Origin of the sequence: Klebsiella sp. 10, assembly GCF_018223925.1 — a bacterium.
Lineage (GTDB): Bacteria > Pseudomonadota > Gammaproteobacteria > Enterobacterales > Enterobacteriaceae > Klebsiella > Klebsiella pneumoniae.
Map to the genome: position 1 here is coordinate 217,840 of NZ_JAGRRB010000004.1, position 22,175 is coordinate 240,014.

Consider the following 22,175-nt stretch of genomic DNA (forward strand, 5'->3'; position numbering starts at 1 on the left):
ACTTACCTACCTAATCAAGTCTCAGCTAATGCAGTTTAGCTTACCTAGGACCGTGTCGTGTATAGTTTCCTTTTAGAGCGTTGCCAAAAGCTCCTTGTGGCATGGTAACCTCCTTTGTGAGTTCACCTTTTAACTGCCTGGAAAGCTGTCGATTATTCTGATTGAGTGTAGCGCTCAACTGCTCCGGAGTAATACCCTGGAGATGAAACTCCTGATTAATCGGCGCGTGTACAGTTGTTTGCCTACGGTTATCGCTGTTAACGTTCTGAACACCAGTACCAAACCCTGTACGCCCCAGAGTTGCATCAAGCGGTTGGCCATTTCGAAGTGCCTCAAGCTGAGACACGCCGATCCGGTTCGTTGATGCCTGGTCGAAGACGTACTCTCCTTTGTGAACAATACCCGCTGGCTGATACTTACCACCGGGGCCGGTGTAACCGCCGGAGGAGAAGCCAACTCCTGACACAGCCTGGATATTTGAGACGATACTGGCAGTCTGTGCAGCGATTGAGGCCATAGCGATGATGTTGGCCGGATAAGGCGCGCTTACTGCACCGCTTGCTATAGCCTGCTGGATTTTCACCATCGAGTCAGCGATAGCGAATGCCTTACTCGCAGCAAAAGCAACCTTGTAGATTGCCGATTGCTCACCAAACCCCGTTCGCATGATTTCGGCGGTACTATCAAACAAGGACTGCGTGGCCGCAGATATGATGGTGTTTTTCTGAGCCTCTATGACCTGATTTGCATCCGCTGCACGTTGACGAATCGAGGTCATTCTGGCCTCACCCTCGGCAGTTATTTCGCCGGCCTTCGCATAAGCTTCCTCCTGAGCTGCCAGCCAGCGCTGGAGCTCTTGCTGAGCTTGGTCATACTCGTTGATTTGCCCCTGCATCCCCTCAAAAGTTCCAGAGAGTCGCCCTCCTGTGGGTGTCAGGTTTCCTACAACATTACGAACCGTCGAGGGCAGTTGCATATCGGTGTTTTGATAAATATCTGCCCGTGTTTTTTCATATTCACCGGGTTTTAGTTGCCCGGTTGCTTTGGCCTTCTCCAGCAGTTCAAGACGGGTTTTAAGCAGATCGTTGGTCCGCTCATCCTTCGTCTTTACCTGTTCCTGCATCTTCCGATAATCGTCCAGGGTTTTTACGGAATTTTGCAGTGCCTCCTGCTGCTTATACGCCTGGAGGATTTCATCTGAACGGGAAAGGATCGATTTCTGGTCAGCTGTGAGCTGCGTTTTAGACTTGAGGTCAGCAATTTGCTGTTCGAACTTAACTCGCGCCTGGGTTGCGCTGTTAAGCTTGTCACTGGCATCCAGCTGGGACTGCATGGCAGCAGTCTGCTGGTTTATCTGATCAAGCAGCCGGGTTGCTGCGTCCTCGGTATATGCTTTACCCTTTGGCGTCTTGGGTGGTTTCGGATCTTTGTACATCTCGTTAATACGAGAAACATTTTTTGCATATTGCTCTGCAGTAATTGCACCTGCCTTCAGGAACTCGCTTTGCTGCTTAATAGCTTTATTGCGCTTATCCGCATTGCTCAGATATTGCTGGTTAACGCGATCTGCTTCCTGCTGCGTTTTAATTCGTTGCTGTTCGGCTTTGTCATGACTGCTGATTATTTCAGTTAAAACGCCTTCTGTTGTGATTTGAGATTGCAGATTATTTAGCTCATCTTCGAGCTCAGCCTTTCTTCCACCAAAAAATAGCTTCCCACCAGCAGCCTTATCTATCCAATCTAATTCCTTACGAATGTGAGAGATCCGCTCGGTGCCGGTTTGCTCGCGACCAATATCAAGCATGGCATCCCATGCTCCTTTAGCCGTTTTAGCAAGCGAGTCCCAAGCACGTTCAAGAATCCCCAAATTCTGATGAATATCGTTCGCACGCTGCTGCATGGCATTGGCGTAAGCATCACTAGCCACCCGTGCAGCATCCTGCTGATTACCTTCATCCTGCAGTGCTTTAATCTGGTTGTAGGTTGCCAGTGTCAGAAAGTGGTACTGGTCGTTAAGTTTGGTAATGGCCGCAACCGGGTCAGCAGCAATGTCGTTGAAATCACCCACCAGCTTTTCAGTGGCGATGCCTGTGGCTTCACTGATTTCAACCACGGCAGTTGTTACTCGTTCCAATGACTCTGCAGCCACCTTCCCGGATGAAACTATCTGGTTAAGTGTGGCTGCGGTCACTCCAGTAGTTGAGTTGGCAACTACTGAAACCCGAGCGGCCATTTCTGCTAGTTGCCCGGTGGTTTTACCAACCAGATTACCGCTAAGGGTCAATGACTTATAGAACTCGTCCTGCTCCTGAGAGCCTTTGTAATAGGCCAGCCCAAGAACACCGACAGCCGCGGCAGCCAGAGTGACAGGATTAATTAACCCCAGCACATACCCGCCAACACCTTTAATCGCGGGGCCAATACCGCCGAACATATCTTTCAACTGCCCGCCCTGCTGCATAAGCACCATAAACGGCGACTGACCCGTAGATAAGCCGACGATAATGTCAGTCATCTGCGCCGGGATCATGCGCATGGCAAAGGCAGTCTGTGCGGCAGATTGTCCGGTTTTGGCAAGGTCGTCGCGAAATCCAGTTAGCCTGTTTCGTGTTTCCTCGATTTTCTTTGAATAAAGATCGAATGTATCGGTATCTACCATCCCCTTTGATTTGAATTTCGCAAGATCTTGCTGTTGTTTATCCAGTTTATTCAGAGCTGCATTTACCGGGTCAATTCGATCTAAGAGTTCAGAAAGAGACTGTTTTTCTTCATCAGTAGCCTTTGTCACTTTCCCTGCACTGGTGGCAGCACGTTCGCCTGCCTGCGTCATTTTTACCAGTGCAGTTGCGAGATTGTCAGCCTGCTTCTCTGCCCCGGAGCTATCAATCACAATGGCCAGGCGGGAGGTTTGTTCTGTCATTTAGCTATCTCCGGGCAATAAAAAACCCCGCCGTAGCGAGGTTTTTTTACGAATATAATATTTTGATAGTTATATTATCGAAACGGGCTCACTGCTAATACTCAGGTCTGTTTAATATCACTTCCACAGTGTTTACATTTAATGGCCTCTTTGCGGATAGGCTCGGCGCAGAAAGGACATTTTTTATACTCACCAGACTCACCATTAAGCACTGCTCGGCGTTCAGAGGTAGACGATGATAAGACAATAAGAAGACCAAGAATCGGCGCAATAAATGCAGTAAAACCAGCGATAACGCCGTTTCCATTTGTGATGTTTGATGCTAAAACGACCAAGCCGAAGCCTATAGCGCACATACCAATAAGGTAAAGGAACGCAATACCTAACCCATTTCGTTTTGCAGCAATAACTGCTACAACAATAACTGCTAGCCCAAAAAGCATAAAACCTAAAAGCGGTTCCACTTCCCCATCCCCATCATTAACATTTGCACACAGGTTAGCACAGGAATAAATGTAGACAATGATATGACTACTTCACTTTTGCCTGTCTTTTCTGCTCTTCAGCCCACTCAACTCTCCAGGCATCATCGAGGGCCAGTATTGCTGCGTCAAACTCAATGCGGTCGATCAGGATGGTGCGCGATGCCAGGTAAAGCTCAATATCATTCAGGGATAGAGGGAGCGGCACTCCGGCCATGCCGGCATACTTCCTGCCGCGCGATATCATGGCGTAAGCGTTGAGGATCTCCCCAGTGACCGCATCGATCTCAGGCTCTGGAATGGGTGGGAGATTTAGCTTCTCCCTGCGCCACTTTGCTTTCTCGCCCTGCTCGCCAGCGAAATCCTTTAGCCACTTTTGGGCCTCTATGGCTTTTTTACGGTTTCCTGAGTCTGCTGCTCCTTACCCTGAGCAATGTTTGCCGCCTCAGCCAGTATCAGCCAGTATAGCGCCGGGTGCTGTTTCAGCATGGCAGCCCCAAGTTCTGGGGTGTAGTCGAGAGCAACCTCTATGCCGTCGACTAACTTACCTACTCCCTCCCAGCCTTTCAGCAGGAACCGAGCGGCGTTATCGATCAGCAGGTCATCAACAGAGTCTATATCGTCCACGCTGGCGAGATTAAAATCCGTTGTCCCCACCTTATAACCTGCGTCCATCTTATCGATGTGGCGGCGCACCAGCGCGTTACGAGAGCGATATTGCGGATTCTCGCTGCTGGCCACCAGCAGGCGAAGTTTGAACAGCGATTCTTCTTCCGGCGAGAATTCCTTTTTGCTGCCTTCTGGCTTTTTGTAGGGATAAAACCAGCGCTCGCCATTTAAATCAATTTTCGGGGTAACAATCAGCATAAAAAACTCCATAAAAAAACCCTCCAAAGAGGGCCAATTTTAATCACCACCGCCATTAGTGGCAGGAACGCGGGTAATAGTTGGCGGAGTATTGGCCGCGGTGATATCCAGCTGAACCTGAACAATGTCAGTGCTCCCCGCATCCGGCCAGTCGCCGGAGATCTGCACTTCCGGGAAATCGAAGGTATAGGCGCCTTCAGCATTCTCCAGCGTGAAGCTAAACGGCACCGTTTCGCCGGTGAACGTTTTTTTGTAAACCTCCCAGGCAGCCTTTGACCATGACAGCGTGATTTGACCTGACGGGGTAAAGGTTGTCGGAATGTTTGCGCCGGCGAATGCCGAACCGGTACCGATGCAGCGCTGAGTCTGCATATTGTTGTTAAACTGGATGTTGAAGGTGTCGACGCAGAAACCTGTCCCGCCATCAACACCATTTAGCCGGATGTTCGTGACCTCTTTGAAGGAGTAACGCAGCGCCCCCGCTAAATCCACCGGCGCGGTGAAATAGCTGGTATCGTCCCCCTTCGTCTCCCAGTCCAGCCCTGCAAACGTAATGGTTGCAGTGATATCACCATCGGCCGGGATTTCCATCTGGAAGGTGCCAACCTGGCAACCGCGGGCAATCTGGGCGATCCCCACATCACTGGCAAAAGTCGCCACGGAGAACGTAATGCGACCATTACCCATCGTCAGCACGTTATTTAGCCATTCGGAACCGAAGCAGCTGGCAAGAAAATCATCATGCTGGTTCCAGCGAAACCGTGTGCCGACATCGCCGCCGACATCCACTGTGCCGCGTGAAACACCCTGCGCCATACGGTCACCAGCGATTTCGTCATTGTCGTTGGTGTTCTGCGTTGGTTTCAGACCAAATGAAGAACGGCGCAGCAGGTTCCACGCCCCTGCTGTTGGCGTGATTCCTGACGTTGTCTCGCGAATAAACGCGGCTACTACTTTTGCACCTGAGCTCACAGGAGCCTCCTGTTTTTTGTGCGCTACAGAGCGCGATAAGGAATTTGAAGATTGAGCTGTAACCAGCCATCGGTCTCACCCGCCGGCACAGCAGAAACAGCGAAATAACTCAGCTTTCCGTCGTCCTTAAACTCGAATAGCTCCGTTAGCTGGTCGGCCGTTCGGGAGATAAGCAACGTCCCGTAACCGACCGGAACAAACAGCTGAATGATGAGTAAGCCCGTCCTGTGGACTACCGGCCCGTCCCCGATCTCTGTTGCGCCAGCCTGCCCAGCAATGTTGGTTAGTCGGGCCCAGATATCGCGGTTACTGGGGTCAAATACCGGGCCATTGGGATAATCCACCGCATCAGAGGCAATAGCGGTCTGTGCCGCCATTCGGGAAATGACAGCGTTTCTGATTTCTGTAAGGGTCATTTGTAGGCCTGAATTACACCATTAAACGAGACGGCATAGACGCCTGTCGGCGCCTGTGTTGAGTGGCCATTCTCCAGAGGCACGGAGTAAGGCAGGTTCGACTGGATGTAAATCACCGAGTAGGCTGGCGCCTGGTCAATGATATTTTTGCCATTAAGAAATGTCATTGTCCCACGCGGATCCGGCTCGGTCGGGACGGAGTGATCGGGTTCGCCGATGCTGACAAAATGCGATGCCCTGAAGGTTCCTGCGCGATACTCAGCCGGCCGCCTGATATCCATGCTGTCATTAACACGGACTTTCTTCCTGAGCCTTCCGGTTTTGGTCAGGTTAGCAGGGTCGGCATAAAGAGATTCGTTCCATTCCCCAACAGCTTTGTTGTATTGAACCGCGGTCGCGTTGATGGCCCACAACTCAGGGTTTCCTACCGGCGAACGTTGAACGATTTCATTCAGCAGTTGAATGGCGATTGTCCGCTGGCGTAGTTTGACATCTTCGGCCACCAGCCCGGCGAATGCCGCCGGGTCAATGTTCCAGCCCTTAGCCATATCACACTCTCCGCAGTTGAATGGAGTACGCAGCGCCAGCAGAGTCGGCAGAAGCGGTGATGATCTCGTAACGCTGAAGCTCACCCGTAATAGAATCCGGTGCGGTGATGATATGCCCGACTGCCGGCTTGTTAGTCACCTCATTGACCAGGGCGGTTAGCTTCACGTCACCATGCAGAATGTTAACGCCATCGATACGGCGCAGTTTATAACGCGCCAGCACTCCACGCCCCGAGTAAGTCACCTGCGTTTCAGTGCCGATTTCCGTCACCGGGTCCCAGGCACCTCGAACGGTGTATGACCCAGTGAAATCCTTAACGGCATCCTGCAGGTCTGTATCGAAGGCTGCGGCGACTTCAGTTTGGAGTTCGTCGCGGATACCCACGGTCTACCTCCTCTATGCCTTTTTCACCAAAACGCTGAAGCGGGATATTGTTAGAAACATATCCGTCAGTAAAAAGGACCAGGACGTTACCACGCAGTTTCCTGGTATAGATTTCGCCGTTGCGTTTAACCCTCAGCGGAAGCGGAGCAAACTCAACAACGCCCTTTGCCGGGTTTGCGTAAACGACATAATTGATCGGGTTTCCATTCACAAACACATCGCGAGGGCCGAGCCCGTCACCGGCATAATGCACATCAGTGTTTTGCATATCACCCCCTTACCAGCCGTACCTGAGACTGACTAACGCCATAGGGCTTTAGCATTGCAAGCGCCAGCTGCAGATCGGAATCAAGCAATGCCGAGCTGTTGGTAGCAAGTTCCGCGAAGGTCTTTGAAACGCTGACATCATCGGCATCTACCGTCTTACTCAGCAACACACCAGAATCGGTTTTCTGCTGATAAAGGCCACCATTCGAGGCCGCTAGCGCCGCATAGGCGCCAGCTTGTTTCACATCGTCAGGAATGATGATTTCGTGAGTTGCCTTATTGCACGGCATTTTCAGGTTAAGTCCATTCATCCAGGTATTAGCCATCAGCACAGATTTGGCTTTTTTGCTTTCATCTGTCCAGGTGGCACCGAGAATCGAATTGACGTCTTCAACGGTGATGAAAGTGATCATGCATCACTCCATTTCTTTCCAGCCGTGCGCCTTCCAGTTCTCCACTTCATCAGGGTGAACGTTGGCGGTATTGGGCGCACCCGGGAATGCCGGGAAATCGGTAACCATCGCCACCAGCAGCGATGTGGTCGTTACGGGTACGTTGTTATCCACCTTCGTAGACGCAGTTTGCTCAGCAGCTCGTTGGGCGCGCTGCTCTTTTGTTAATCCGGCCATTATCCCTCCACTAAAAAAAGGGGCCGAAGCCCCCTGTTTATCAGCCCAGCAACAACGCTGAGTGCGCGGACTTAACTGCCGCTACACCCCAGGATAAACCGACTTCGTAACGCACCTGGCGATACTGGCGGTACAGTGCCACCTGGTAAGTGATGCCAGATACGGGGTCAGTAACGTTCATCACATCATCCGCCGTATCGCCGCCCTGCGGCATTGCCGGGGTTCGGGATGCAAGCAGGAATGCATTGCGATCAAACGCCATGTTTGCGGTGTAGGCGCCACCAGCGGTAATAGCGGTGTTGTCGGCCAGTGACTGACGTAAGCCAGGAGCAGCCAGGGTGATTGCTGTGGCCGTCGCAGCAGCAACAAGGTATTTATTACTGTCCCCGTCAAACGTCACGATGTCACCTGCTGCAAAAGCACCTGTGCCGGTATCAATGGCAATCAGAATATCGCCTTCAGCTTTTGCTCCATTCACCAGGTATCCGGCAGCCGGAGATGCAGCGCGTTTCTTAACATGCGCGGATTCGTGGATGTTGAATCCTTCCAGTCGCCCCACGATACCTTCGCGCAGAAGCGCATCAGTACCGGACTCGTTTACTTTGAACAGAACAGACTGTTTACCACGGAGGTTTGCGATAGCCGAAGAACCGAGAACCATCTGCAGATCAGTTGTCGGCGAACCGTTGTCAGAGAGAACCTGGCGCGCATTGGCCGCATCCGACAAATCGCCTGCAATACCGAAAGGAGCGGTGCCGGCCGTACCGACAGCACGGGAGGATGCGAAATACAGAGCTGCGAGATCTGCATCCATCTCATTAGCCAGCGCGCGAAAAGCCTGCTTAAACTGATCAGCAAGGATGGTGTTGTATGTCCCTGCGGGCCCCAGTGCCAGTTGTTCCTCACCGTTCCATTTGACCGGGGCCATTTTGGATTTGGTGATTTTGACATCAACGGTGCCGATCGTCTGGTCGCCGTCATTTGGCGCAGTAGCCCCCGGGGTAATATCAACAGTGGTAGCCGGTGGCGCAACCGGCGCAGTAACAGTCTGGTCCTTCGCCGCCGCATCAGCTTTAGCATTGCGCGATACAGCCGGGATAAAACCGACCTGTTCGCGAGATACGGTATCCAGAGCCGTGAAGATAGTCGGGATCAACCCGGTAAGCGTATTAGCCATGTGTATAGATTCCTTGGAGATTAAAATATAGGGTTGGTTGAGCTATCCAGCTCCGGCACCAGCAGCCATCCGGCGGCTGGCAAAGAATTAATCGACGATGGTGATACCGTCTTTGAGAGTTGATTGCTGATCTGCCGGACTCAAACTGGTAAACGCATCGCGTTTCATCGTTTTCTGCCCGAGTGAATGCTGAGACTGCCGTGAGCCGCCTCCCTGGTTGCCGCTGGCCTTCAGAATGTGGTCTTTCTGTGGGTACTGCTCCACCAGGAACTCCAGCGCCTCATCAAAGGCCGCCAGTTCGCCCGGCGTCGAGCGGGAATAAATTTTGTTGCCAGAGCCATCATAGGCAACGACTTTGCCGTCCTCGACTTTGAAGGACTGACCGAACCGCGCCTGAAGCATATCTGCCGGAATTGCTACTTTATCTGCGATGAATTTCGAGCCAGAGAACCGGCCGCCGATCATTTCCTGATAAAGCTGGCCTTCAAGGGTCGTCGCACGCTGAGTAGCTTCATCAAGCTGGGCCTGGAATGATTTGGTGATATCCGCTTTAACCTGATCAACGGCGCCTGCGTCGATCAGTTTTTTCTGGTCGATTTTAGTCATCATCTCCAGCGCTTCGAGCGCCTTTGCCGGATCGCCGATTTTGGCATACTTAGCCAGACCGGCTTCAGCGGCTTCTTTGGCTTCACGATGAGATTTTGCCTCGCCATTCAGAGAGGAGATTTTCCCAACGGCCTGCACAGCATCAAAACCAACTTCCTGGCCGTCATCGTGGACGTAGACGGGTAAACCGCTGGAATCGACTTCTGCATAGATTTTGCCGTTAACTTCGACTGTTTTCAGTTTCATGTGGTTACCTTTTCGGGGTCATCCGACCGTTGCACCGCTCACCATCCGGATCACGGCAATAAAAAAGGCCGCCCGGAGGCAGCCTGATTGAAGACTTAAAAAGCTTTAAAGTCTGGCGTTACTGAACGCCTGAGCATCCAGGTTACGAAGTTGCTCCAGAGTCAGCCATTCGCCCTTGTCGTTGTAGAAGTCATCGGGCGACATACCGCCGTCACGAATCAGCCGGGCCCGGGTTACGCCAACGATCTGTGACTGTCGCGTGAACGACTGGCGCGAGAACCAGCCCTGATAATCGGTATCCGAAGGCACCTGCCCGTCCATGCTGGCACGTGAGCTATCTGATATTTGCCCAATAGCAATACCCAGCTCATCAGACGATTTCAGGATGTAGGTTTCGACGCTGCGGCAGCAGAAATGGATTTTCCCGGGCCCCTGCAGATACGGCACCTTATGGCCGATAGGCTTGTTATCCAGGGTGTATTTGAGACGGTCGCGTATCCGACAATCCTTTGATGTCCGGTTATCCAAAGTGGATAACCACTGCTTACCCTTCAGAATGTCGTCGTTAGCATCCGCAAAGCTCTTTCGCGCCGTCGCCGCAAGATGCCCTACAGCTGTTTTGGCAATGCTGCCGGCGTTGGCCCTGCTCATCTGCAGCGCGCCATCCTGATAGCCACGGTTAGCATGACCACGCACCTTTCTGGCGATTTGTTCATGCGAATCGCCCAGCAGGAATCCCTGCCGCACCGTGTTACTGATGCGCGTCATGCGATCGACTTCAAGGCTATCAGCCCATTCACTGAGCAGGCGTCCCTGAAATGGCTTGGCCATCGCCGCCGCATACACAGCATCAGGGGAGATTCCCACCAGCGGATGAAGCGCCAGAACATCGTCGGGGATAGCGAACTGAAACAGGCTCATCTGATAGCCTGCCTCATGCTGCGCCAGTTCCTGCAGCTCGCCGGCGAGGCTTTCGCTCATCGACTGAACCACATCACGATTTAACGCCCTGACGCTGACCAGAAGAGATTCTAGCCTCGACACCGTGAAACTTTCCGCATCGAGGGTATCTATCGCCACCAGCAGCCTGGCCGTAAGCTCTGCATCGCTGTCATTCAGGATTTTTATCATCCTGTTTGCAACGCTGGTGCTGTACCGCGCTATCCTTATCGCATGCGCTATCGATTCATCCTGAAGCTTGTCATTCGCCGTTGCCATTTGCACCACCCGGGTTACTCAGTCCGCCGGCCAGCGTGACCTGCTGATTTCGCAGCTCGTCGATTACCTCTTCGGGCTTCGCATCCGGATCGATAAATTTCAGAGCCTGCAATACGCGAACAGCATCGACCTGACGTATATCACCACCCTGACGGAGCGACTGAACAGCTGTTGCAGCTGCGGCATCAAACGTCTGGGCTGAAACATCCAGTTCGGTGCGTACATCGACATTGCCGCCTTCTTTCTCGCCCAGCCATTCCGCCATAATCTGCAGGATATTATCGAGCGCATCCTCAAGCGAGCTTGCCATGGTGTAGAGAGGTGAATTCTCCTGCATCCGCTCTTCGTGAGTCTGATCTAAGGATTTAGTCGATGTGTTTTCCGCGCGCAGCAGTTTTGCGCCGGCCTGACGCATCTGGTTTTCCAGATCCTCAAGGGAAATCTTACCGGCTTCAATCGCAGCCCCGGTATGCTCGACATATTCCAGTACCTGCCGCTGGCGGTCATCGAAACGAGTCGCAGAGGAAGAACCTATCGTCAACGTTTCGCCATCAGCCAGACCGTAAGCCACCAGCAACGGCACGCGAGCGACATGCAGGATGTTGTCCTGTTCACTCTGACTCTGCCAGTGCTTGATATTCAGTAAGGCGAGATTAAGCAGTGGCGGTGAACCGCGCATAAAGCCTGTGCGTTTTGTGTAAAGCGTCACCAGGGGAATATCATCGCGACTGGTTTCCCACTCGTCGTGAATCTGCCACTGGCTTTCGCCGTTATCACCTTTATTACGGCGATAAATTTCAACCTTGCCCGGCATGATATGGCGTATTTGCTCAACTTTCGTTTGCCCATAATCATCGCCATCAACAATGATGACCTCTCTGATACGCAGATCGGTCAGCACCACTTTCCCTTTAACCACTTTCGATTTCCAGCCGATGACCTGTCGTGGATTAAGCATCGTGGCATATGGGCGGGATCCTGCGGCTTTTTCGTCGGCTTTAGTTTTTACTGCCTCCGGGTCAATTTTCGGGAAATCCACCAGCGCATGTACCAGACCATACTGGAATCCGATGCTGAAAAATTGCTGCGCCCAGACATCGAGCCGGTTTCCTTCCATATCAATATCTGGCGACAGCTCCCGTATTTGTTCAGGAGAGTCCTCACTCAATACCGTCGGCTCAGCAAACACTCGCCCGATGTTTTGTTTAATGGCCTCTTCATAGGCAGGGAGTAACGTTGCCGAAGCCAAACGCTCCTTATAACTTTCAGGATCTTCGTTCGGCCATTTCGGGAGATACTTCTTGCCCTGCCGGCGCATTTCCAGCGTGCCGCCCATCAGCGCATCATTAATATCCCATGCCTCAACCATGTCGTTATAGTCGAGGTTGGGCGTTGAAATATCAGGCATGGTTTTACATCCGCAGTTGGGTGACTTTTCCAGTCGGTTTGATAATCGGGAATTGCTTCACAATGAAATACCCACCGGCATCGTTGGGATGATCGTTATCCGCCGTTTTATCCGGCTCACCGTTTTCGCCCCAAACCTGTTGCTCAAGCGATTCTGTGTACACCGGGCACCGCTTTACATTCACTTTGTAGCGACGTTCACCGTTACCATTGCAGAACATGGCATTCATCGCGTTGATGCGGTCTTTCACTGGCGGGTTTGATGCATTAACAACCACATTGAAGCCAGCCTGCTTAAGCTGAGCGATATCCGTGGCGCTGGCATTGCTGGATTTGCGGGAATCGCCGGAAGCGTCCGGGTAAATATAGATTTCCCGCACCTTGCGATAATCGTTGCCGTCGTACAGCCAGAACCGTTCTTTTATGATGCGGATCATGTCAGGGGTGTCGTAAGCCTTCACGATTTCATTAACCGCAAACGGAAGCCCCAGACGTAATACATGAACAACCCCGGCCATCTTCCCGACGTTGAAATCCATACCGATATACAGCGGCTCACCTGGTTGCTCTTCCTCCCGACAGTTATTCAGCTTACGGTCAAACTGATGGTAAATCGTCCCGCTGGTCAGGTTAGTGAACTGGCCACGCAGATAAGCCTTGATCAGCTCCGGCGGGTATGACTCCATCAGCGACGGGATATAGTCCGGCGGTAGATTCTTTTCGTTGTCGAACGTCGAGGCCTGCACCAGGCCGTACAGCGTTGAGAGCGAAGGCTTATCTCGTACAGCCTTTGCGAACTGCTGATAAACGAATTTAAACCCTTCCGGCGTCGTGGTAACGTCGATCCCGTTACGAAGACCGTCCACGTTGTAACGCATACGGGCAATGATTTTTCGCCAGGCTAACTGCGCCTTTTTGGCGGGCATTACGTCCAGCTCATCAATCAGCGCGTTACCGATTTTAAAACCAACGATGGTTTGCGGTTTCTCCATCGAGCGGCAAATCGTCGTTCCTCGGTACTGGCGCCCGGCGTAGAAGTGAACCTCTTTGTTTCCCTCGTTGATTTTGACATTCAGCCCCCAGTCGTGGGCCACCTCCTCAACAGTGGGATAAAAGATGTCACGGATCTGCGGATACGTTGGCGCAAAGTAACCCTGGTTGATTTTGGGGTGTTCCCACATCCCTTTGCAGATACCACCGCAGCCGACCCACGTCTTACCGGAACCGAAGCCGGCGACGTAGGCCTTAAACTTGTACTGCATCGCAAGAAATTTGGCCTGAGGGATGTTAAGCGTCGGTGCTATCGCCATCCTCTTCCCTCACTCGTGCATCGACTACGTTGATATTGATTGCAACTGGCGTTGGTTCGTCATCCTCCGGATCAGCAGCCAGCTCTTTGCGTAATTTTTCGACCTCCAGCTGCCGGCGCTCAATTTCAATCAGCTGCAGACGCTGGGCGAACTCGCTATCAGCCAGGCCGAGACGTTTCATCACCGCCTCGTACATCCGCTCCCGGCTGATAGCGGTAATCTCCACGCCATTCTTCCCAAGCTTCACACCGGAATAGGCAAGCGCAGCATCAGGCGCCAGTTTTCGCGTATCGGCGAAGAAAGGCTGGCCGATGCCATCTCCATTACAGCGAGGGCATTCCGGGTTAGGTGCGCTGGTGTGGTCGTAACCGTAGCCACCAACATCAACGGGCTCGCGACGTTTTCGCTCAAGCGCTTCGAGTCGCTTCTCTTCGTACTCCACGGCATCACGCCATTGATACTGATGACCAAAGCCCCAGCAGTAACGGCAGCTCCCGCGGCGATACTGTGATAGCTGGTTGGCGTCGTACGTTGCCAGGCTCCACATTTGCTCAAGCACTTCATCAGCACTTCCAAGCGTGCGCACAATGGATGCTTTCTGCTGCTGCGCAATAGCCTGCGCAACTGAAGTTTTCTGAAGCAGCTGATAACCAATTTGTTCAGCAGTCTTCTTGCTATACCCGGCGCGAATAGCGGCCTGTGTGGCGTTGTTGTCCTTCAGGTATTCCGCGACAAATGAACGTTGTTGATCGGTGAGGCCATCATCATCCACCAACTCTTCTGCGCACTTTTCCTTTTGCGCAGTGCGCAGTTTCTTCTGCGCAGGTTTTTGCGCAGTGGGTTTCTTGATGTATCGGCGGGCGGTAGCGTAATTCAGTCCCTGCGCTTCACACCAATCCTTCGGTGATACGCCGGTTGCGGCATGATCGGACAGGAACCGTTGCTGAAGCTCGCCCCAGTCCGGTTTTGCCATGGATTATTCCTATTTAACGTGAGGGAGAAAAAGGAATTACTGATTCTCCATAAAATATTCACTTTTATGTTTTGGAATTAAGGCTCTTTAGTTCAGGAGTTATTATGAAAAGAATTATGCTTGCTGTTTTTGTGATCTGTGGTGCGCTGTCACTTTCAGGATGTATCCTTCCCCCTGGTCCCCATGGAGGCGGACATGGTGGAGATCACTTCCATGGTCCTGAGCATCGTTAATCGCCTGAGGGCTTTCATTTTACAAATGATGAAAAAGGCCGCAAAAATATGCGGCCTTTAGTTACTACCAGCTAGCGTATAAAGAATCTCTCAGGAACCACCCGGGAGAGGTTCATCTATACGGCTAACTGACCTCTGCCGTTCTGGTGTTGGCAGGCAGAGACGTTATGAGAGTAGTGAGTATTTCAAAATTCACCGGGATAAACAGACAATGATGTCAGTTACCCCGTATAACTGGAAATTGGTGATTGATTGAACTGTCAGCTCAGACGATTTGTCTGATGGTCATTATCACAGGCACTCTATGAACGCCTGCTGTAATGCCTTAGCTGACCTGCTCAGCGGCAGTATCAAACAGCGCCAGCGCTTCGGTCGCTTCCTGGATTGCCTTACGGGTCTTCGAGACAATCTCACTTTCAGTGAAAACACGATCGAAAGAGTCAGCGAATAGCTCAGACTTCAGATAGCTGTCGCCTACCCAGTCAATGGCTAACTTCGCCGCTGCAGTGTCGTAATTCACTTTCTTGATAATATCCAGGCGGATTTGCTCAGATGCGGTGATCTCTGACATGTCTTACCTCTTTGATAAATAATACATACAGAAAGGCCCTGTATTAACAGGGCCTTTTATCGTCAAACTTTAGGGAACCAACGCTACAAGCCAGGTAAAGTAATGACACCCTGACTTTATACTAAAAAGTGACTCATATTAGAGCTAATGGTGATCATCCATAAAACCAGCCTGCGACACCAAGGAACATGGCTGACAGAAAACAACAAATTGCAGTTTTATGCATCAATACACCGTAAAAGGCGCAAGATATCACGACAAGAAGTACAATAAGGACAGGCCACATACTAAACAAAAGAATAGCATATGACTCCGAATTATTATAAATATTATTTTGCACTAGCATCATAATCCTTCTACGGTGTTTGAAAGCTTTGCAATGATGCCAATTTTAAATTCCAACAGCGAATTTATAATAAATAGAAGCCACCAAACCAACGAAAAATCACTCTTACCAAACAAAAATCATTACCAAGAAGATTCAACTACAACCCAAATATTCAACCCGTGTATATAACGCTGCACCGGAACACAAACAAATACACCTTCATTTAAACTTACTGACTTTATTATACTACCCGCAGGAGGAAAAACATCCCCACTCCCAGGCAACTTGTTAATTTGTTCAGTACCATATCGATAATACTCTGGAAGTTGTGGAAGTTTGCACTCAGTCATAATTAGCAGCTCATTTTATAAGAACTCAATGTAGCATACATGATGAACTAAAAAACCCACATTGCAAACAATATATTTCGTTAAAGTGAAAAACATTGCTTCGCGAGGAGATTTTTTTGTTCACAGCTTCTCTTACCCTCTAAATTCCCTAAGGTTTTACCTAATATCTTAATTTTGAAATGGTAGAAATATTATGAAAGTTACAGACGTACAATCCATGAAGCATACACTCACTAAGCTTGTTAAATCAGAAACACATTCTACACTTACTTATGACTTTGCTCTGCCATGACAAAGTCTACTGTTCTACCCGTGAGCTCAGGGATGAGCCACTTCCTGTAGTGTCAGACCATCCATTTTTTCTCAAAACCAGTAGAAAAACACCTCGAAATCTGACTAAACTCCGACATTGGCTGCCTCTGCAGCGCCCCGTCAATTTGTCGGATTTACTCCACGGGGTTTTTTATCACCTGAAACTGCTGGGCAAAGGCTCCAAGAATCCAGCCCACCAGCGGTACACGTTCCCGGCATCCAGAAGCAGGATACCTGAGAGATGTTATATCCTTCGATCATATGAGGAATGTATCGTAGGTAGTTCTATTCAAAGGTGAGTTCATCAAGCCTTAATGGTTTTCTTATAAAAGCCTTTTGGCATTCGATTATGAGTATCTGCCCCTCGCACAATGAGCAAAACACAGGAGAGGATTTACCGGAATCACCATTTCCACAGGTGAACTCCTTAACCCCATAAATAGTGCGCTCAACCGTGTTATCTCTGATAAGATTGATATGCCCTGCATGCTTTTCACCTTGTACTATGTATTTAGACTGCTTACCTGTTATACCCTCAGAGAAAATTGCCACCCCTTTATCAAAATCCCAGATAAAAATCTTACGCCCACCGTCAGATACAAGCATTTCCAGTGTCAGCTTGTCATTTGATGCTGGGTCAGACATTCTTGCATAGCATTTTCTAATCACAACACACCTACCCATTTTTAGGTAGAATATAAGCACACCAGAAGCGGCATTCAATAAGAAAAAATAATCTGTCCTGCATAAGCCAGCTGACCTGCCCACAGTATTAGATACAACCAGAAGAGAAAAGGCCTACCGTAATGGAAGGCCTTTATGGGGTTATGCAGTATGTTGTGGTGCCGGGTGCCTCCCGGTAAGTCTGCCCCAGCCAACAGACCTGCGTGTGTGCTCAAAGAGAAAACCTGGCTGGTCGCCCCACCGCACAGGGGGATTCACCACGCATCTACATTAGCTATGCGATAAGTGCATAGTCAATCCGATGTAACCAGTAAAAACACCTCTTTCGGAAAACTGTATATCCTGGCAGACAATAATTAATCATTTCATATTGAATCATTACAAAACCAACAATAAAGTTTCATATCAGGTTTCAAATTAAGAAAAAATTCCAGTTAGGAATTTTCTCACTTAAATCCCACACTACCCCTCATGCGAACCATAATATCCATGGTCCCTAGGAGGGTTAACTCACATGACAACCATACTGATGATAGCGTTAGCTGTAGTTCTTCTTTTAGTTGCAGTGGGTTCACTGGTTTCATACTTGCGAGAAACGAAGAAATATAAAAATACTTTTAAAAAAAGGTATTAACTTTTACCCAATTCTGCACAAAAGGGGTAGTCAACCGGCACTACCCCTGCTTTCTAACTACCGCCTTCCAGTAAGAAGGCCTAAGTCACCCTGGTGTCGCAGAGAACGTCTATACACAAGATCCATGACCTGATTACACAACCACACTCTCGCAGTGCTCTGCGCCCGTGCCCTTGAGTTCCTGTCACATCATCGCCGCTAATAACCGCTGCACGTTTGGCATTCGCGCTGTTTTACTGGAGCATTTCCCCTTATTTAAGGGTAATGCTCGGACAGTTGGCCTGCACTGCTTTGTTGTGCGCCAGGATGTCACGCTTGGTCTGCATATCCAGCGCGTCTATATCGTGGTCGGTCAGGTAGATGACCCTCACCCAGCCGCAGGCCATATCAACGACTACCGGGGCGGGTAAACTTTTCGCGCAGCTCGCGATCAACATCGTCATCGCCCATACGCTTAACGTCTTCCTGTACATCACTGGCCCCTTTCACAACTTCCGCCTTACGTTCTGCCGCAGCGATGGTAGCGGTGGCGTTCTCTTCGGTACGCTGCTGCTCGGCTTTGGCTTCCGCCTTACTGGTCCCGCGAGCATGACCTATGCCGAACGCGCCAGCGATAGCGCCCAGGATGACGACCACCAGACCAGCAATAATTTCTAAGCTCATTGCTGCGGCTCCTTCAGTTTGTCGGCCTTATCTTTCAATGCTGGCTGGCGCACGTATTGCGATAGCACGGCCAGCACCACCAGCGCAGGGCTAATCAACGCAACGATGTTTGGTGGCAGGATGTTTTTGATATCCGGCGGCAGCACCGCCCAGGCGTGCAGCGCAGCATCCGGGAACGACTGCGCCCATACACCAACCAGCGCACCGAAAGCTCCCAGCTTTACAGACCACGTTTTCAGCAGCAGGCTGGCATGGCCTACGAACTCCATCCGGGTATATTTGCGCAGCAGTAACAGAACGAGCACAGCCACCAGCACGAGCAAAGCGAAAATGATCATCTTCACAGGACACGCTCCTTAACCCAGCCGTAGAGAAAATCCTCGTTGGCTTCGCGGCCCTCTGCCAGTTCGAGGTATCTGGCGCCCTGGCTGCAGTTCAGCGCACGCAACAGAACCTGTTCCCCCTCTTTCCCGCGGGCAGAAAGATATCCCTTAAGCGCGGTGATGGTTCGGGGGCCAATGGCTCCATCCGGGATCAGATCGGGATACAACTTCCCGCGCATGTTAAGGGCAGTGAGCCAGCGCTGGAAAAACTTACTGGCAATATTTGGCCCCATGTTCACACCAGTGTCGCAAAGCTCATCTGCCAGTAACGTAGATAAACTTGCCACCTGATCGAATCGGGGGCCGGTCCAGTAATCGCTGAGCAGAATTTGCTTTGCTGTTTCCCTGGGCAGGTTTCTCATATCACCGGTGTAACCATGTGCTCGAGCTGTGGTCTGCGTGATGCCCCAGCGGGTTGGTCCGCCTTTGTCAGAAGGGTGATCGACATACCCACCTTCTTTTCCCAGGATGCCTTCAATAATCTGGTCTGCTGTCATTGTGCTTTCACTCCGGTAATTCGTTCCCAGAAATACGTAAGCGCTACGGATCCCATAGCACCACTGACACCGGCAGTGGCCAGTATCATGTAAATACTCAGCCCACTTTCAATGCTGATTAGCCCACCAATGACGCCAGTGAAAGCAGAGACCACTATCTGCGCAAAGGCATTTATCCAGCTCCATTTTGCTTTGCCCTGCTTCACATCCATCAGGAATCGGACAAGGCCGCCCCAACCAGCAATGATCAGCAGAGCCAGCCAGGTGATTCCGGCCATGCTCTCTTTGTCTTGCATATGCTTTGCCATAGGTTCACCTCCGGGTTAACGGGGTGCTGTGTGAATAAAGGGGTCAGGCCCATCGGGCTGATTTAACAACGCGCTGTATCGATGATGATTTCTGTGAGCCTGAAATAAGAAAGGCCACGCAAAGCGCAGCCTTCAACTGATATTTACCTTTTCTCTTGAAGCGCCCTATTGATGGCGTAAAAAAGCCCGCCTGAAGGCGGGCAGAAAGTAGGCATTCTAGGTAGTAACGAAACGAAGCCACTCCTAATAGTCCGAGCTACCGATTTACCAGGAAGCATTCACTTTTGCCGTTACGTTCTATAAACATAGAAGGGCAACCGCAGAAGTAAACCTTCCATAAATCTTAAATATGTTATGTGGCAGTGTGGTGCCGGGTGCCTCCCGGTGAGCATGCCCCAGTCGGCATGGCCGCGCTGCATTTACAGGTTTCTGTAACTGACTGGTCGCCCCTCCGCATAGGGGGATTCACCACATCAATACGTTATGCTGTAAACATAGCTAGCGTCAATACACTCTGCATACATTGCTATCGAAGAGCGACTAATCACAGGCATAAAAAACCCGCATTTTATGCGGGTTTCAGACTTCGCAGCTTAGATTATCTGAATGCTGAATTCAGAGAAACTTCAGCATCCGGTTCGTGCGTAATTCTGTTTCTCAGATCCCGGCGAATTATCTCAATTGACCAGAACCACACCAGGTGACCAAATATTTCAGAAACGTTTTCATACCATGGAAGCTCAATCAACGGTGGGGTTAGGCCCATAAGCGGAAACGAAACCATATGGACAAACAGTTGTGCGAGTGCACCTGCAAGTAAACCCTGCCACAGCTTGATTTTTGGAAACACCTCGGCAACTACACAATACCCAACCGCAAACACGATGGAGAATATGATATGCGTTACACCTACCCAGTTAAACACATGTCCGGCAAAGGTATAGACAGCCGCATTTGGATCGGCCAGCCCTAACCAATCACGCAGAAAAATATAAGGAGGGTTAAGGAAGTTTCTGGAGCAATCAATTTGCCCTGCAGCTCGAATTAATGACTCTGGTCCACAGGCACTGGTAAACATGTCGACAGGGCTACGCGGTGGTAGTGGTACTTCAGCACCCCATTTAACAAATGCTGAAACCACCCCAGAAATAAGCCCGATAAACAATGCAACGCCATAATGCCGTCTGCGAGGTTCGGTTCGCACAAAAATATCTTTTAACGCCATAAGACCATCACTTATAAAGAATATTTACAGTTCCTTAATATTCCTTAAGTTTGGCGCATGGCATTTTGATTCAGATCACACTTTATAGCCGATTTCAGGCATTTGTTTTCAAAAACACAAAACCCTGCAGTAGCAGGGTTTATATGAATGGTTTCGTTCAGGCGCTTTATTCCACGATTTAAAATATACACGACAACTTCGGACAAAAGCAAGCACATTGCACCTAAAATGCAAAATAATGCGCCCATTTACTCAATCAGCTGTTGCTCGTTGAAACTCTTCATCTGCCCTCTTCTCTTCCCTCAAGCATAGGTCCACCAGCGCATCGCAGAAAGGTTTCCAGTTGCGCGTCCATGTTCTGATGTGCAGGTCTGGGATAAGCGTCAGAATCGCTTTATAAGCAGCAGTAGACGGCATCGTTGAAAAGCCATTCCCCGAACAGCGTTCACAGATTTTATATACCGGTGCTCCCTGCTCTTTTGTCGCTTTGCGGTCGAGAACCTGGCCAGAACCACCGCAGCGGCAGCGTGCGTTTATCTTTCCCTTACCGTCACAAGCTTCACATTTAGCGCTTATGCTGGCTGTTACTTCAGTCCACTTATCCCAGTCGGAAGGACGGACAGCACGGGATTTTTTCGCCCAATATGGAGCTTTGCCCCACGGGTTAGAGACTTTGCGTTCCGTAGTGGTTGTTTCAATTTTCCCGGTGCCATTGCATACCCTGCAGGCTCCCGTTGTTTCCGCGGACCGGGAATACTCCGCAAAAGCAAACTTCGCCAAAATCAGGCAGCAGTGCCCCAGCTCTTTACCCGCGGTTTTGCGTACGTTCTTCGGTGCGGTTTCAATCGCATACCGCGCTAGCGCCTGGACGGCCAATTGCTGATCTGTCTTGCTGATACCAGCCTTTCCGAAGAAAGCATACAGTCCGAACCTTGCCCTGCTGCTTGTCACCCCAATACCAGCCATAACATCCGTACCGTTGAGACGGTCAGGTGATGTGCTTTTCACATCGGCGCTGATGTGCATGCCCTGAGGGCTGAAATGTTTTAAGGATGCTTCGAGTTTCATGCTTCACCTCCAAAGAGGTAAAACACTGAATGTAATAAAACGCAGGTGCATTTCTGCATCTGTGACTGGTTGAAAGGTGTTCTGAATGTCGTTTGCACTTTAAGTCCCCTCAAAGCGCAGAAGTCACCAGAGTTGTTCAGGCTCCGATGACATGATTATGGCTGGTTGATAATTGTAAATCAACTACAAATATAGCCAACTACGAAGGCTGGCTATATTTTCTTAGGTAGGCATATTACCAACTATCACGATAATCAAATGAAATCTGGTAAAGATTTTTATCAGTTTCAATTTTATTTTTAAAATGAGGTTGCAATAAAGGAATCCAACTCTCTTCTAAATCAAAGCCACCATTATTGATATTATCCTTTAAAGGAATACCAAGGCTTTCGATAACCGAACCATCATCACCAAAATCCTTAGAGTACTCTTTGCCAACTAATAAATCTGTTTGCTTATTAAACCATTCTAATCGTAATTTCAGTCCCATTAATTC

28 protein-coding genes are annotated in these 22,175 nt (G+C 50.2%); 1 reads left to right on the top strand and 27 read right to left on the bottom strand.

From position 1 onward, the window contains the following. Positions 1-40: 40 nt before the first annotated feature. From KHQ26_RS05210 to KHQ26_RS05300, 19 genes are all read right to left on the bottom strand, one after another. Complete coding sequence (locus tag KHQ26_RS05210; RefSeq protein WP_211777854.1) at positions 41-2,920, bottom strand: phage tail length tape measure family protein; 2,880 nt, start codon at positions 2,918-2,920, stop codon at positions 41-43. Between the two features lie 101 nt (positions 2,921-3,021). Further along, positions 3,022-3,384, bottom strand: coding sequence for a zinc ribbon domain-containing protein (locus KHQ26_RS05215; protein WP_071526638.1), 363 nt, complete (start codon positions 3,382-3,384; stop codon positions 3,022-3,024). A 67-nt stretch (positions 3,385-3,451) separates the two neighbouring features. Further along, the gene (locus tag KHQ26_RS05220) at positions 3,452-3,619 is read right to left on the bottom strand and encodes a hypothetical protein (RefSeq protein ID WP_004184440.1); all 168 of its coding nucleotides are present in this window, start codon (positions 3,617-3,619) and stop codon (positions 3,452-3,454) included. Between the two features lie 167 nt (positions 3,620-3,786). Then, positions 3,787-4,269, bottom strand: coding sequence for a hypothetical protein (locus KHQ26_RS05225; protein WP_026005925.1), 483 nt, complete (start codon positions 4,267-4,269; stop codon positions 3,787-3,789). A gap of 39 nt (positions 4,270-4,308) precedes the next feature. Beyond that, positions 4,309-5,241: a phage tail tube protein gene (locus KHQ26_RS05230; RefSeq protein WP_186932010.1), complete on the bottom strand. Its 933-nt coding sequence runs from the start codon at positions 5,239-5,241 to the stop codon at positions 4,309-4,311. 23 nt (positions 5,242-5,264) lie between these two features. After that, the gene (locus KHQ26_RS05235) at positions 5,265-5,657 is read right to left on the bottom strand and encodes a phage tail terminator-like protein (protein WP_186932009.1); all 393 of its coding nucleotides are present in this window, start codon (positions 5,655-5,657) and stop codon (positions 5,265-5,267) included. Then, positions 5,654-6,205: a hypothetical protein gene (locus KHQ26_RS05240; protein WP_012967909.1), complete on the bottom strand. Its 552-nt coding sequence runs from the start codon at positions 6,203-6,205 to the stop codon at positions 5,654-5,656. The genes KHQ26_RS05235 and KHQ26_RS05240 overlap by 4 nt, the downstream gene beginning before the upstream one ends. Position 6,206: 1 nt before the next feature. Beyond that, positions 6,207-6,590 (bottom strand): glutamate 5-kinase, encoded by a 384-nt coding sequence (locus KHQ26_RS05245; RefSeq protein ID WP_211777855.1) that lies wholly within the window; start codon positions 6,588-6,590, stop codon positions 6,207-6,209. Next, positions 6,562-6,858, bottom strand: a complete 297-nt coding sequence (locus KHQ26_RS05250) for a hypothetical protein (protein WP_211777856.1) — start codon at positions 6,856-6,858, stop codon at positions 6,562-6,564. The genes KHQ26_RS05245 and KHQ26_RS05250 overlap by 29 nt, the downstream gene beginning before the upstream one ends. Position 6,859: 1 nt before the next feature. Next, positions 6,860-7,270 (bottom strand): hypothetical protein, encoded by a 411-nt coding sequence (locus KHQ26_RS05255; protein WP_032421472.1) that lies wholly within the window; start codon positions 7,268-7,270, stop codon positions 6,860-6,862. 3 nt (positions 7,271-7,273) lie between these two features. Further along, the gene (locus KHQ26_RS05260) at positions 7,274-7,486 is read right to left on the bottom strand and encodes a hypothetical protein (RefSeq protein WP_040199633.1); all 213 of its coding nucleotides are present in this window, start codon (positions 7,484-7,486) and stop codon (positions 7,274-7,276) included. Between the two features lie 40 nt (positions 7,487-7,526). After that, positions 7,527-8,663 (bottom strand): P22 phage major capsid protein family protein, encoded by a 1,137-nt coding sequence (locus tag KHQ26_RS05265; RefSeq protein WP_040230376.1) that lies wholly within the window; start codon positions 8,661-8,663, stop codon positions 7,527-7,529. Positions 8,664-8,750: 87 nt separating this feature from the next. Further along, positions 8,751-9,515, bottom strand: coding sequence for a DUF6651 domain-containing protein (locus KHQ26_RS05270; protein WP_186932008.1), 765 nt, complete (start codon positions 9,513-9,515; stop codon positions 8,751-8,753). 105 nt (positions 9,516-9,620) lie between these two features. Further along, entirely contained in the window at positions 9,621-10,733 is a 1,113-nt protein-coding gene (locus KHQ26_RS05275; RefSeq protein ID WP_211777857.1) for a phage minor head protein, read from the bottom strand. Then, on the bottom strand, positions 10,717-12,141 hold the full coding sequence (locus KHQ26_RS05280) for a DUF4055 domain-containing protein (RefSeq protein WP_211777858.1): 1,425 nt from the start codon (positions 12,139-12,141) through the stop codon (positions 10,717-10,719). Before KHQ26_RS05280 ends, KHQ26_RS05275 begins: the two co-directional genes overlap by 17 nt. Before the next feature lie 4 nt (positions 12,142-12,145). After that, the gene (locus KHQ26_RS05285; RefSeq protein ID WP_060876511.1) at positions 12,146-13,450 is read right to left on the bottom strand and encodes a terminase large subunit domain-containing protein; all 1,305 of its coding nucleotides are present in this window, start codon (positions 13,448-13,450) and stop codon (positions 12,146-12,148) included. Continuing rightward, positions 13,428-14,423, bottom strand: coding sequence for a terminase small subunit (locus KHQ26_RS05290; RefSeq protein ID WP_186932006.1), 996 nt, complete (start codon positions 14,421-14,423; stop codon positions 13,428-13,430). Before KHQ26_RS05290 ends, KHQ26_RS05285 begins: the two co-directional genes overlap by 23 nt. Before the next feature lie 558 nt (positions 14,424-14,981). Further along, complete coding sequence (locus KHQ26_RS05295) at positions 14,982-15,227, bottom strand: DUF2560 family protein (protein ID WP_004184480.1); 246 nt, start codon at positions 15,225-15,227, stop codon at positions 14,982-14,984. Positions 15,228-16,502: 1,275 nt separating this feature from the next. Then, on the bottom strand, positions 16,503-16,862 hold the full coding sequence (locus KHQ26_RS05300; RefSeq protein ID WP_032436042.1) for a hypothetical protein: 360 nt from the start codon (positions 16,860-16,862) through the stop codon (positions 16,503-16,505). A gap of 568 nt (positions 16,863-17,430) precedes the next feature. Between KHQ26_RS05300 and KHQ26_RS26280 the strand changes: the two genes are divergently transcribed. After that, positions 17,431-17,535 carry a small membrane protein gene (locus KHQ26_RS26280; RefSeq protein ID WP_226328117.1) on the top strand — a complete coding sequence of 35 codons (105 nt, stop codon included), beginning with the start codon at positions 17,431-17,433 and terminating at the stop codon, positions 17,533-17,535. Between the two features lie 251 nt (positions 17,536-17,786). On the opposite strand, the gene KHQ26_RS05310 is transcribed toward KHQ26_RS26280, so the two are convergent. From KHQ26_RS05310 to KHQ26_RS05345, 8 genes are all read right to left on the bottom strand, one after another. Continuing rightward, a complete protein-coding gene (locus tag KHQ26_RS05310; protein ID WP_069734219.1) occupies positions 17,787-17,972 on the bottom strand; it encodes a hypothetical protein in 186 nt (61 codons plus the stop codon). After that, positions 17,923-18,198 carry a hypothetical protein gene (locus KHQ26_RS05315; RefSeq protein WP_069734220.1) on the bottom strand — a complete coding sequence of 92 codons (276 nt, stop codon included), beginning with the start codon at positions 18,196-18,198 and terminating at the stop codon, positions 17,923-17,925. Before KHQ26_RS05315 ends, KHQ26_RS05310 begins: the two co-directional genes overlap by 50 nt. Then, positions 18,195-18,542, bottom strand: a complete 348-nt coding sequence (locus KHQ26_RS05320; protein ID WP_069734221.1) for a hypothetical protein — start codon at positions 18,540-18,542, stop codon at positions 18,195-18,197. Before KHQ26_RS05320 ends, KHQ26_RS05315 begins: the two co-directional genes overlap by 4 nt. Continuing rightward, the gene (locus KHQ26_RS05325) at positions 18,539-19,078 is read right to left on the bottom strand and encodes a glycoside hydrolase family 108 protein (protein ID WP_048987716.1); all 540 of its coding nucleotides are present in this window, start codon (positions 19,076-19,078) and stop codon (positions 18,539-18,541) included. Before KHQ26_RS05325 ends, KHQ26_RS05320 begins: the two co-directional genes overlap by 4 nt. Continuing rightward, on the bottom strand, positions 19,075-19,374 hold the full coding sequence (locus tag KHQ26_RS05330; protein ID WP_123260042.1) for a phage holin family protein: 300 nt from the start codon (positions 19,372-19,374) through the stop codon (positions 19,075-19,077). Before KHQ26_RS05330 ends, KHQ26_RS05325 begins: the two co-directional genes overlap by 4 nt. A gap of 610 nt (positions 19,375-19,984) precedes the next feature. After that, the gene (locus KHQ26_RS05335) at positions 19,985-20,611 is read right to left on the bottom strand and encodes a YagU family protein (RefSeq protein WP_211777859.1); all 627 of its coding nucleotides are present in this window, start codon (positions 20,609-20,611) and stop codon (positions 19,985-19,987) included. 252 nt (positions 20,612-20,863) lie between these two features. Further along, entirely contained in the window at positions 20,864-21,679 is an 816-nt protein-coding gene (locus KHQ26_RS05340; protein ID WP_211777860.1) for an antitermination protein, read from the bottom strand. Positions 21,680-21,914: 235 nt separating this feature from the next. Further along, complete coding sequence (locus KHQ26_RS05345; RefSeq protein ID WP_023282492.1) at positions 21,915-22,169, bottom strand: colicin E3-like toxin immunity protein; 255 nt, start codon at positions 22,167-22,169, stop codon at positions 21,915-21,917. Positions 22,170-22,175 lie beyond the last annotated feature (6 nt).